Origin of the sequence: uncultured Winogradskyella sp. (genome assembly GCF_947495255.1) — a bacterium.
In the GTDB taxonomy this organism is placed as follows: domain Bacteria; phylum Bacteroidota; class Bacteroidia; order Flavobacteriales; family Flavobacteriaceae; genus Winogradskyella.
This window is the reverse complement of record NZ_CANLYI010000008.1, coordinates 189,528-201,776: the sequence shown is the minus strand read 5'-3', so window position 1 is coordinate 201,776 and position 12,249 is coordinate 189,528. Positions and strand designations below refer to the sequence as shown.

At 31.5% G+C, this 12,249-nt stretch carries 12 protein-coding genes and 1 other RNA gene; 7 read left to right on the top strand and 6 right to left on the bottom strand.

Features of this window, described 5'->3' with window-relative positions:
• Positions 1-231: 231 nt before the first annotated feature.
• The 4 genes from Q0807_RS14580 to Q0807_RS14565 form a co-directional block, all read right to left on the bottom strand.
• Positions 232-999 carry a hypothetical protein gene (locus Q0807_RS14580; RefSeq protein WP_299111008.1) on the bottom strand — a complete coding sequence of 256 codons (768 nt, stop codon included), beginning with the start codon at positions 997-999 and terminating at the stop codon, positions 232-234.
• A 172-nt stretch (positions 1,000-1,171) separates the two neighbouring features.
• Complete coding sequence (locus Q0807_RS14575) at positions 1,172-1,561, bottom strand: thioesterase family protein (protein ID WP_299111006.1); 390 nt, start codon at positions 1,559-1,561, stop codon at positions 1,172-1,174.
• Between the two features lie 25 nt (positions 1,562-1,586).
• Positions 1,587-2,381 (bottom strand): carboxypeptidase-like regulatory domain-containing protein, encoded by a 795-nt coding sequence (locus Q0807_RS14570; RefSeq protein ID WP_299111004.1) that lies wholly within the window; start codon positions 2,379-2,381, stop codon positions 1,587-1,589.
• Positions 2,382-2,480: 99 nt separating this feature from the next.
• Complete coding sequence (locus Q0807_RS14565) at positions 2,481-3,509, bottom strand: glutaminyl-peptide cyclotransferase (RefSeq protein ID WP_299111001.1); 1,029 nt, start codon at positions 3,507-3,509, stop codon at positions 2,481-2,483.
• A 99-nt stretch (positions 3,510-3,608) separates the two neighbouring features.
• Between Q0807_RS14565 and ffs the strand changes: the two genes are divergently transcribed.
• The 6 genes from ffs to fsa all read left to right on the top strand — a co-directional run bounded on the left by ffs (position 3,609) and on the right by fsa (position 6,950).
• Positions 3,609-3,707: signal recognition particle sRNA small type (ffs, locus tag Q0807_RS14560), an RNA gene on the top strand.
• Positions 3,708-3,841: 134 nt separating this feature from the next.
• Positions 3,842-4,645, top strand: coding sequence for an SDR family oxidoreductase (locus Q0807_RS14555; RefSeq protein WP_299110999.1), 804 nt, complete (start codon positions 3,842-3,844; stop codon positions 4,643-4,645).
• A gap of 8 nt (positions 4,646-4,653) precedes the next feature.
• The gene (locus Q0807_RS14550; RefSeq protein ID WP_299110997.1) at positions 4,654-5,148 is read left to right on the top strand and encodes a hypothetical protein; all 495 of its coding nucleotides are present in this window, start codon (positions 4,654-4,656) and stop codon (positions 5,146-5,148) included.
• Positions 5,149-5,154: 6 nt separating this feature from the next.
• Entirely contained in the window at positions 5,155-5,718 is a 564-nt protein-coding gene (locus tag Q0807_RS14545; RefSeq protein WP_299110995.1) for a hypothetical protein, read from the top strand.
• A 65-nt stretch (positions 5,719-5,783) separates the two neighbouring features.
• Positions 5,784-6,197: a hypothetical protein gene (locus tag Q0807_RS14540; protein ID WP_299110993.1), complete on the top strand. Its 414-nt coding sequence runs from the start codon at positions 5,784-5,786 to the stop codon at positions 6,195-6,197.
• Between the two features lie 99 nt (positions 6,198-6,296).
• Positions 6,297-6,950 carry a fructose-6-phosphate aldolase gene (gene fsa, locus Q0807_RS14535; RefSeq protein ID WP_299110990.1) on the top strand — a complete coding sequence of 218 codons (654 nt, stop codon included), beginning with the start codon at positions 6,297-6,299 and terminating at the stop codon, positions 6,948-6,950.
• An 18-nt stretch (positions 6,951-6,968) separates the two neighbouring features.
• On the opposite strand, the gene Q0807_RS14530 is transcribed toward fsa, so the two are convergent.
• Positions 6,969-8,429, bottom strand: a complete 1,461-nt coding sequence (locus tag Q0807_RS14530; protein ID WP_299110988.1) for a thioredoxin-like domain-containing protein — start codon at positions 8,427-8,429, stop codon at positions 6,969-6,971.
• A 341-nt stretch (positions 8,430-8,770) separates the two neighbouring features.
• Between Q0807_RS14530 and Q0807_RS14525 the strand changes: the two genes are divergently transcribed.
• Complete coding sequence (locus Q0807_RS14525) at positions 8,771-10,396, top strand: ABC-F family ATP-binding cassette domain-containing protein (protein ID WP_299110986.1); 1,626 nt, start codon at positions 8,771-8,773, stop codon at positions 10,394-10,396.
• A 51-nt stretch (positions 10,397-10,447) separates the two neighbouring features.
• On the opposite strand, the gene Q0807_RS14520 is transcribed toward Q0807_RS14525, so the two are convergent.
• Positions 10,448-12,238 carry a T9SS type A sorting domain-containing protein gene (locus tag Q0807_RS14520; protein ID WP_299110984.1) on the bottom strand — a complete coding sequence of 597 codons (1,791 nt, stop codon included), beginning with the start codon at positions 12,236-12,238 and terminating at the stop codon, positions 10,448-10,450.
• Between the last annotated feature and the right edge of the window lie 11 nt (positions 12,239-12,249).

Here is a 12,249-nt window from a genome sequence, read left to right as displayed (position 1 = left end):
TAGTTTGGGTATAAATTAAATGAGGTTTGTCATTCTGAGGAAAGCATGACCAAAGAATCTTTATTTTATAATATAATTTAGTAGTTTCCGTCAGTTTGAGTGAATGTGATGCCGTTTTTGCATCAAATTTGTATCGAGAATATTATATTCAATTTACTATTAGGTTCTCGATACGATTTTTCATTCTTAAAAATCAATCTAAATAACGAGCTAATAAAGTAAAAATAAAGGTTAATCCTTAGTTACTGACTCTTCGCCATATTGCTCTAATAGAATTAAAAATAGTTGACTATTTAAAACAAGCTCTTCTAGTAATAGCATTTTGTTTTCGTCTTTTAGTAATTCAGAACTTATTTGTTTGGCTTCGCAGAAATCATAAAATAGATGCGTTTTATCTTCTGAAATTTTTAAATCTTTAGTCATTAATTCTTTATTGAAAAATGAACTTTTCTCGAATAAAGAATCCATTTGAGTGTATGTAATGGGTTGATAAATAGGAGCGACGTATTTATCATTATCTTTAAATAGTTTAGCAACCAAGCCAATGACTGCTAAAATATCTACTCCACCTGTTGCATTTGCAGGTTTGTACAAGTGCGGATTATTCTTTATGTCTTCTTTTAATATATGTTGAAGGTCATTGTTGTAGGTTTCTTCTTTGAAAACAGGTTGTTCCGGTTCTGCTATGATTTCAACTTCATCGAGTTCGTTTAGTATTTCTTTAAGTTCAAAAACGGCAACACCATTAAAATGGATATCTTTTAAAACAACTGTTTTTTTATGATAGAATAAAGATTCAAACAAAATACTGTCGTTCACTTTTGCTTCTATTTTGAAATCACCATCTGTATTGGTTAGAGTTAATCTACCTTGCGTTTTATTGTAAACTTTTATGTTTTTTACAACGCCTTTTTCATCATAAATTTTTCCGCTTAAAGTCTGAGCATTATTAATAAAAGGTAAGACTAATAGAAATAGAAGAATAGTAGTTTTTTGCATGATTGAATTGATTGATGCCCTAAAGAAAAGGGATTCAATTGATAATCAGTAATTCATTAAAAAAACTTTAACCTAAAGAAATGTTAAGGTAATTAATTTATTAGGTCATTATTAAGTGAAATGTGGTCATTGAATGAAGTGGAAGTGCAACCAGAATCTATAGTAAAACACTTTAATCAAAAAGCTCACCAATTTTAGGAATAATACGAGTAGGTCGCTGTGTTTTATTATCAATTAAACACCATTTTGCTTTGGATTTTACAATGAGTTCATCGGTCTCTGCATTGATGATTTCGACATGTCTAATGGTTGAAACACCTTCGGCTTTTGGGACATAAGTTTTTAAAAGCAGTTTATCGCCTAGTAACGCTTGACTTTTGTACTCAATAAAATGATTAACCAAAAACCAAGAATAAGTTTCTAATATGTCTTTTGTAGCATAAGTTAACCAATGGTCTTTAGCAATATCTTGAACCCATTGCACATAACGCACATTATTAACATGGTTAAGGTCGTCGATATCATCTTGTGAGACAGTTATGGTTTTTTCGAATACTTTCATCCTTGTTTTTTGATGTATAAAGATATTATTTATTGCTAAACAACCTTTTAATTCCGTAGAAGAATTTACCAAAAGCAGTTCTTTCTTGTTCTCCGTTATTTATTGCTTCTTTTTTGGTTAAGCGTTTAGCTTTTCGTTTTTTCCTTTTGCAGTCTATATTGCTTTGATAATTGTAGGAAACAAAAACAACTGCAGCATAATCATCAAAACAACTATCGTCTTTTAATGCAATAGTCATTGTATAGGTTGTGTTTAATATCAATTTTTGAGTTTCCATGCCTACATAACTCAATTCTAGAGTTTCTCCTATTTTTCCTTTAATTGTAAAATTTCCATCAAAATCTGTATGTGCTTCTCTTGATGTTCCTTTAAGAATTATAGTAGCACCAGGTAGAGGTAAACCATCAATAGCTGTTGTAACTGTGCCAACATATATATGTTCATTCAAAATAGAAGTTGCTATTTTGCCTTTTAACATTGGTCTTATTATGGTGTCTTGTTTTATTGGTTCGCCTTGTGCAAATGCGTTTTGACTTCCTAAAGCCATAAAAGCAAATAGGCCAGAAGCAGCTAACGACCAATAATTATTTTTGTCTTTTCTGGCTAAAACAAGCTCTCTATCTATTTGTTGGGTTTTAAAACGACCACACAGATTGCCTTTAGATTCTAGAGATTTTATAATTTGCTCATCAGTTTGTTTGGTAAAGTCTACAACGGTTTTATTACAAGATGCACAATGACGACCTTGATTGTTAAGTGTCATTTTGTTCCAATCCTCATGGCAAGGTTTAGGTATGTTTATAGTAATAACTTTTCTCATGGTTGCTTTGATTTATATATCAAAGAACCAAAAGTTAATTTAGTTATATAATTAAGAATGAGTAAACAGACCTTTTGGGTGAGTAAAGGCTATAATTTTTTATTGTGCCTCTATTTTAACTTCAAAAAGTTTATCCCAATTTTTACCAGTAACAAATATAGTTTCACGTTCTGGGTTATAAGCAATTCCGTTAAGTACATCTAGTTCTGGATGCTGCTTTACTAATTTTCTTAAAGATTCAAAATTAATAACACCTTCAACACCTCCTGTTTTTGGGTTTATAATGGCAACTCCGTTTCTTTGATAGATATTTGCGAATATTTTTCCATCAATCCATTCCAGTTCATTAAGACTTGGTATTTTTCCTTTTTGAGTATAAACTTCAATATGACTTTGCTCTGTAAGGTTTTCAGGATTTAAAAGATAGATTTTTTCCGTACCATCAGATTTATATAATGTTTTTCCGTCATTACAAATTCCCCAACCTTCTTTACTAGTTCCGTAATTAAAGCTACTTAGTTTTTCAAATGTATTTACATCGTAAACAAATCCTCTTTTAGCTTGCCAAGTCAGTTGGTAGATTTTATCGTTAAGTACAGTTAAACCTTCTCCAAAATATTGATCTTCTAAATCTATATTCTTTAAGACTTCACCTGTTTCAAAATTTACTTTTCTTAGCTTAGATTCTCCTTTTTGCCCTGTACTTTCGTATAAATTGCCATTATGAAACTCTAAACCTTGCGTATAAGATGTAATATCGTGAGGGTAGGTGTTTACAATTTCAAAAGTGTAAATGGTTGGGATTACATTATTATAAACCACAACAGATTTTGTTAGCGTTTCTGTTTTATCACCAACTTTAACCGTTGCTGTAATTGTTTTGTTACCAACAGTTGTGTTAATTAATACGGCATTACTTTCTATAGGTTTACCACTTAGATCATAGCTAACACTAGCAACATCTAGATTCTTAGGGTTATTAATAGATAACTGAAGTGTATCGCCTAGCATTAATGATTGCTCATTAATTTTTATAGATAAATTAGATTTTTTAGATGAATTTGTATCACCACAATTTGTTAAAAATAGGCTTAATGTAAAGAGAATGAAATATTTAGAAAGTTGCATAAGTTGGGTTTGAATTTTCAGCAAGTTATTAAATTAAATTCAGTTTAAAAATCTCTATATAATTATTGTGTAAGTATTAAAAGATTGTATATTTGCGGCTGGCAAGTCCTACACAACCAGCTCCTGTTGAATCCTCCAGGGCGGGAACGCAGCAAAGGTAAATGGTCGTAGCGGTGTGATGTAGGTAGCTTGCCTTTTTTTATACAATAAACTGAAATCTTGAAAGCCACAGCGCATCAAGATTTTTTTGTTTTATAGCAATTATTAATGTTCTTATAAATGTCTACTAATTTAAGAATTTGTATTTTCGAAATCATAATATATTATAAGGTATGTCTAAAGTTGTATTAATAACAGGTGGATCTTCTGGAATAGGAAAATCTGTAGGTGAGTTTCTTCAAACTAAAGGTTTTAAAGTCTATGGAACGAGCAGGAATCCTGATAATTATCCTAATAGTAAATTTCCTATTGTTGCTTTAGATGTTACCAAACCAGATACTATTTCTAAGTGTGTTTTTGATGTTTTAGCTCAAGAATCTAAGATTGATATCTTACTGAATAATGCAGGTGCAGGTATCACAGGACCAATTGAAGAAATACCAGATGAAGAAATAAAACGCAATTTTGAAACCAATTTCTTTGGGCCAATCAATGTTATTAAAGCCGTTTTACCGTCTATGAGAAAACAGAATTCAGGTTTAATTATAAACGTTACATCTATTGCTGGTTATATGGGTTTACCATATAGAGGTGTTTATAGCGCGAGTAAAGGCGCTTTAGAGTTAATTACGGAAGCCTTTAGAATGGAATTAAAAGCTTTTAATATTAATATGACAAATGTTGCACCTGGAGATTTTGCCACCAACATTGCAGCAGGTCGTTATCACGCACCAGCTTTAGAGAATTCGCCATACAAAGAAACATATGGAAAAACCTTGAGTATGATGGATGAGCACGTCGATAGTGGCAGTGACCCAAAACAAATGGCGGAAGCTATTTATAAAATTATTGAGTCTAAAAACCCTAAAATTCATTATAAAGTGGGTGCTTTTTTACAGAAATTCTCAATTGTTTTAAAACGAATTCTTCCAGATGCTGTTTATGAGAAAATGTTGATGAATCATTATAAGTTGTAGAGATTTATATGCTGAATAAAAATAACGAATTTAAAGGTCTTTCTATAAGAGCATTGGTTGCTTTAGGAACCTTTTCTTTGAAACTTTATTCTAAGAAATATCATATTAATAATTCGGATTTAGATGAATTCATTGATTTAAATTTGAAATTATTGATTGCTGAAGATTTATTAAAATGGAATAATGAATTTAGCTCTGTGGAAGTTACAGGACTTGGAGATCCTTTTCCGATAGATCTAGTTGAAAAATATCCAGAGCATAGTTTAAAATTAGATCTAATTACTCAAAATATAAGAGAGATTAGCGCCTCTCAAATTTATGGTTCTTGGAATTCGGATTTAACTTATAAACTACTTTATCATGTACAAGAGTTGTGTGATATTGAAATTAATCGAGAATTTAATCTTAATTTATTCAAAGAGCATAATCCAGGGACAGAAGGTTGGGGAACAATTGTATCAGAGAATTTGGTTGGTAAATGGCTAATTCAATTGAAATATTAGGAAGAAATGAAAAACAGAACCATCACATTACTATTTGCAATTTTAATTATAGGATGTAAACAAAAAACAGAAAAGCCTTTAGAAGAGGTGTCTCAAGAAGCAACAGAGATTTTATTTCAAGTAAAAGCAACAGATAAAGATGATGTTGATTATTATGAAGAAGGAATTATTCCTTGGTTTTCTATAGCCTACACAGAACCCGAATTAAATAACTTAATTGATAAAGATAAGATTGTACTTACTGAGACTAAAGCCATTTTAATTATTGATTATCCTCTAAAAAATCCTGTAGAGATTGAAATAACTGCTTCAGATTCCAAAGGATTTTCTCGTAAAGATTTAGCATTACAGATAAGTCTATCGTATAAGATGATTTATAAAATAGAGGAGGAGTCTGCAGAAATAAAAACCATTCCTATAGAAGAGCGAAAAACTTTAAGAAACAGAAATGAAACCAACGGAACCTATGGAATTTGGGGACATGATATTGGTGATCTTGTTATGCCAGCTGCTGTAATTAGAAAAAATGATAAAGGCGAAGTGATAATTGATTTAATCATAGAATCGTAATTTATTAATTCTTAAAAGCACAGAATTGGTACATTATTTGTGCCATTACGCACAAATCATCAATCATGAAATCATTAAAATTTTTAATTCTCTTCGTTTGTGTGTTATGTCTTAGCTGCGAGAATATTGTAGATTGTATTATTAATAGAAGACCAGAGATTCCCGATAAATCCTTTGACTTAGGGAATATTGGCTATTACTACAATGAAGAATTAACTTCAGAAATTAAGAATGAACCTAACGATAATTACTATGACTATTATTATGATGTTTATGGAAATTTACCAGATGGTTTAGAACTATATTCAGATTTTAGAACTGCTTCTATTGAAGGTTTTCCTGAAGTTTCTGGGAGTTTTACTTTTACAATTCATCTGTCTGTGGATCCGCCAGAATACTATGATGAAGATACGCAAGAATGGGAAGATAATTTGTGTTCCTATTCAACTTCAAAAGAATTTACCATTATTATCAATTGATTTCGCTATGATAATATATTCCTAAAAACATACATTTAAAATAGTTGAAAGTCGTAATTTAGCAACAACTAAAATCACAACAATTCAAATTTATTTTACATGAAATTTTTTATCGATACAGCAAACCTAGAGCAGATTAAAGAAGCTCAAGACATGGGTATTTTAGATGGTGTAACAACAAACCCATCATTAATGGCAAAAGAAGGTATTACGGGTACCAACAATATATTAAAGCATTATGTTGACATTTGTAATATTGTAGAAGGTGATGTTTCTGCAGAAGTTATTTCTACGGATTTCGAAGGCATGGTGAGAGAAGGTGAAGCTTTGGCTGAACTTCATGATCAAATTGTTATTAAATTACCAATGATTAAAGATGGTATTAAAGCTTGTAAGTATTTCTCTGATAGAGGAATTAAAACAAACGTTACTTTAGTATTTTCTCCTGGTCAGGCTTTATTAGCAGCAAAAGCTGGTGCAACTTATGTATCTCCTTTTATTGGTCGTTTAGATGATATTTCTACAGATGGATTAAACCTTATTGCAGAAATTAGACACATCTATGATAACTACGCTTTTGAAACTCAAATTTTAGCAGCTTCTGTACGTCATACAATGCATATTATTGATTGTGCAAAATTAGGTGCAGATGTTATGACAGGTCCTTTAAGTTCTATTACAGGTTTATTAAAGCACCCTTTAACTGATGCAGGTTTAGCTAAATTCTTAGCAGATTATAATAAAGGAAACTAAGTTTTAAACTTATACTATTTAAAGAGCATCTTGTTGTACAATAAGATGCTTTTTTTGTAGCAAATTTTCAAGTGTCTCATCAAATTCTGAACTAAAGATATTGACATTAGGATGAAGTATAATGCCATGTTTATCTACAATAATAGACTTATTAAGATAATTAACCGCTAATGTTTTTCGGGCAGCTTTAGAGTTCTTAAACTTAAATTCATTAATAGTTGGGAAATTGTAATTATTAATAATATTCTTCCAGAATTTATCGTCATTATCATTAACATTGATAGAAATAAAGTCCATTTGAGGATACTTTGATTTCAACCTTTCTACCATATAGTGGCTATTTCTATATTGCGATTTAGAATTAGAAGACCAAAAATATATGATTGTTGGTTTTGTAATAATGGAATCTATATAATGTTCTGTATCATTATAACTTACCAATTCAATATTTGGCAATGGATTGCCTTGACGTAATAGTTTTAAAGAAGAAACAAGTTCTTTCATATAAGACTTGTCTTCCTCGTTAGTGCTTTTCCTTAAGTAATAATCAAGTAATTCATTAGCTTCATCTTCAGTGTGATTATTACTAATATATTCTCTCGCTTTGTATTTAAGTAAGTTGTTTTTTATAGCTGTATCACTAATAATACTATCAATTAAATCGAGCTTTGTTTTATTATAACCCATTGCATGTCTATTAAATTTGCTATGGTAAGGGTTGTTTTTGTAATAATCGTTGATTGCTAAATTGTCAATGTTAGAGAATAAAAAACGGTTATAAGCGAAGAAATGACTTAAGTGATTGGCATTATAATCAATGTCGTTTCTATGATTAAAAAAGTTTTCAGGTAAATCCTTGATATGAATCATTTTATTATTCCCAAAGTACGCAAACGGATAAATTTCCTTGTCTGCATAAGTATTGTAGTTAATATTAGCTTCTACAATAGATTTAAAAAATTCAGACTCTTCATTTTTAAGTAAAAATTCATCAAAATCTGCCAACTGCCTTAAACGTCTTTTTTCTACAAACTCAAAAAAAGCTTCGGGTTCCATTTTAGAATACTTAACCAGTTGCTTAGCTTCCTTTTCGTTAGATAAATAGGTTTTAAGAAGGTAATTGTTCTTTTTGGCACCACTACCAGTAAACACTAAAGATTCGTCAAAATCGTAAGTATTTAATCTTATCATTATGCTATCGTCTGGCTCTAATAACATCATTTGATATTCGCCACCATGTGTAATAGAATGCAAACCAGGTTGAAGATTTTCTATTTTATGTAGAAATCTATTATTCTCATCTAAAGTAATAGAATCTACAATTTTACCCTTGGTGTTGTAAAGTACAACACTCTTATTTTTTGGGTTTACAATTTCACCACCGATATACGCATACTCACTAGTATTGGCTCCTTTAAAATGGCATCCAAAAGTAACAGACAGCAAAGTAACAGCAATTACGATATTTCGAGTAAGCATGGGATTTATGTATAAGATTGTCTAACAAAAATATACGTTGATGAGCTCAACTCTTGTTAATACCTCGTTAAAACTTGTTATAAGGATTATAAATTTCGACTAATCACATAAAGTTAAGGTGATTAGATGTTTTATTCTAATGTATTAAAGCAATAAACAAAAGCATTTCTTAATTTTTAAGTCATAAAAAGGAAGATAAATCTCCAATAATTCAAAAAATAAGAATTATTTAAAATTCCTAGTCTTGTTAATTAGTTGAGTTTGCGTTTAATTTTCTACTTTTGCAATCTCAAAAAATCACCTTAAATTTCAATAAGGTCAACAGAATAAAGTTATAAATTATGTTATCAGTTTCTAATCTTTCGGTTCAATTCGGAAAACGCATACTATTTGATGAAGTAAGTACCACATTTAACAATGGTAATTGCTACGGAATTATTGGTGCCAATGGTGCCGGAAAATCTACATTTTTAAAAATCATTGCTGGCAAAATGGATCCAACTTCTGGAAGCGTGCATTTAGAGCCCGGAAAACGTATGTCTGTTTTAGAACAAAATCATAATAAGCATGATGAAGACACTGTTTTAGAAACCATCTTAAAAGGAAACAAACCATTATATAAGTTAAAGACAGAAATCGATGCACTTTACGCTGATTATACAGATGCAAATGCAGAGAAAATTGGTGAGCTTCAGGTTCAGTTTGAAGAAATGAATGGTTGGAATGCAGATAGTGATGCTGCAGCGATGTTATCTAACTTAGGTATTAAGGAAGATTACCATTATTCTTTAATGAAAGATTTAGATGGTAAGCAAAAAGTACGTGTATTATTAGCACAGGCTTTATTTGGAAATCCGGATTTGTTAATCATGGATGAGCCTACCAATGACTTGGATTACGAAACTATTACTTGGTTAGAAAACTTCTTAGCTAACTACGATAATTGTGTGATTGTTGTTTCTCACGATAGACACTTTTTAGATTCTGTTTGTACACATATTTCTGATATTGATTTCGGAAAAATTAACCATTTCTCTGGTAACTATACGTTCTGGTATGAGTCATCTCAGTTAGCAGCAAGACAACACGCACAACAGAATAAAAAGGCCGAAGAGAAAAAGAAAGAATTAGAGGATTTTATCCGTCGTTTCTCAGCTAACGTTGCAAAGTCTAAACAGGCAACGAGTAGAAAGAAAATGATTGATAAATTAAATATCTCAGACATTAAACGTTCTAGTCGTCGTTATCCTGCTATTATTTTTGAGCGTGATCGCGAAGCTGGTGACCAGATTCTAAATGTTGAAGGTCTAAGCGCAAGTTTAGAAAATGAAGTTTTATTTAAGGATATAGACATTAATTTGAATAAAGGAGATAAGGTGGTCGTGTATTCTAAAGACTCTAGAGCAACAAGCGCATTTTATCAAATATTAAATGGTAAAGAACAGGCAGACTCTGGTAAGTTTAATTGGGGAGTTACAACCACACAATCTTATTTGCCATTAGATAACAGTGAGTTCTTTAATAACAAATTAACTTTAGTAGATTGGTTACGTCAATGGGCACAAACGGAAGAGGAGAGAGAGGAAGTGAATATTAGAGGATTCCTTGGTAAAATGATTTTTAGTGGAGAAGAAGCTTTAAAAACGTCAGATGTATTATCTGGAGGTGAGAAAGTACGTTGTATGCTTAGTCGAATGATGATGACAAGAGCTAATGTTTTAATGTTAGACGAACCAACAAATCACTTAGATTTAGAAAGTATTACAGCGTTTAACAATTCTTTAAAAAACTTTAAAGGAACCATAATGTTAACCACTCACGATCACGAGTTTGCACAAACTGTTGGTAATAGAATTATTGAGTTAACACCAAATGGCGTTATTGATCGTCACACTACTTTTGATGAGTACATGAGTGATAAGAAAATAAAGGAGTTACGTGAAAAGATGTACGGAATGTCTTTATAAACGTTTTTAATATTTAAAAAAAGCTAGTATGAAAATACTAGCTTTTTTTGTTTAATGTTTTATAAAGCGAATATTTTTATAAGTGCCATTAAAATTAAACCGAGCAAAATAAATACCTTCAGCAAGTGAACTTACATTAATTTGTGACGTGTTTAACTCTAAAGTCTTAGTTGTTATGAGTTTACCGTCTGTAGCGTAAATAAAAACTTCCACATTATTGTTGGTCAAGTCTTCAGATAATTCAATATTTAATTTATCTGTTGTAGGGTTGGGATATATATTTAATTGAGATAGATTTAATACCACTTCATCATTAGATAATAGTGCACTGTAGCATTGATTACTATAAGCAGAACTGCCTTCTGTACTTGCACTTAAAACAGCTGTTTCATCTTTACAAATACATCTACCATCATCTGCTTGATACGTCATAAAAGGTGCATCTGTTTCAAATGCTTTAAATGTACATTGCTCAAAAGTTAGAGGGTCAGTTACAGTTTGGGTATTATGATTCCAGTTAGTAAAGAGTGTATTGCCATCGGCATAAAAATTATTCCCACTTGTTAAATTAAAATCACAAGGTTTAAAAAATAGCAAATATAAAATCCCACCTTCTGGTCCAGCAGCTCCACCACCAATATTAACAGCAATAGTGCCATCACCTCTTAGGTCTCCAACAAATGAAATAGATCTAGAAAATCGTTCTTCACTATCAAGTACAATATCAAAACCGCCATCTGTATTATTTAGTCTAGTAAATGTTTTTACTGTTTTATCAGGATTTAAGTATAATATATAAGCCCAACCTTCATTTTGTTGATTCGCACCAGTAACCAAATCAGGTATTCCATCGCCATTTAAATCACCAACAGCTGCCAATGCATGTCCAAATTGCGCACCTACTGAACCATTAGGATTTGTACCTAAAGTTAATGCGTCAGTAAACCCATTTAAACCTTCTGTAATTTTAAGTTTACTAACTACGTTAAACATATTTGCGTCTAATGATAACATCCATATAGCACCTTTTCCGCCATCAGACATAAACGCGCCAACCGCTAATTCTAAAGTGCCATCATCATCTATATCACCAAGCATTGCAGTTTCTCTACCACCAAACTCGTCACCATTTGCTAATCCGGTTCCAAAACCACCTTGAGTAGAACTTATAGTGACAATATCACTTGTTACGACTTGAGATGTTGCATCTAAGAAAATAAGATTTATGGCACCTCTATTCGTTCCGCCATCATCAGATTTAGGATCACTTGCTATGAGGTCTATTCTTCCGTCACCATTAATATCTCCAATGGCTGTTAATCCTAGAGCCATAATATTGGCATTTTTTACATAATTCTTAACGGTACCATCAGTGTTTAAATGAATAATATATAATGCAGTGTTTTGAGGTGAAGTAGAAGAAACAGCGATATCTGGTATTGTATCACCATCATAATCACCAATACCAGCAACACCATATCCAAAAAAGCTGTTGGCAGGAAGTGTATCTGTAAAACCTCCAGAGGTCATTGATATTTTCTGATTTGATGCTACAGAACCATCAGAATTCATAAACAAGATATAAACTGCACCAGCATCAGTAGCACCATCATCATCTGATCGTGCACCTACAATTAAGTCTAAAACACCATCACCATTTATATCACCAGCCACATCATGGTCACGACTAAAACGGTCTCCACTTTCAATGTTAGCAATAAAACCACCCGATCCCTGGGCAATTTTTACAAAACCATCTGGTCCATGTTGTGTTGATGTTTGAGCATTTAAAGACGTTGCAAATAGAATAGTTGCAATAATTAAAGGAAGTCTTATTTTCATAATTGAATCCG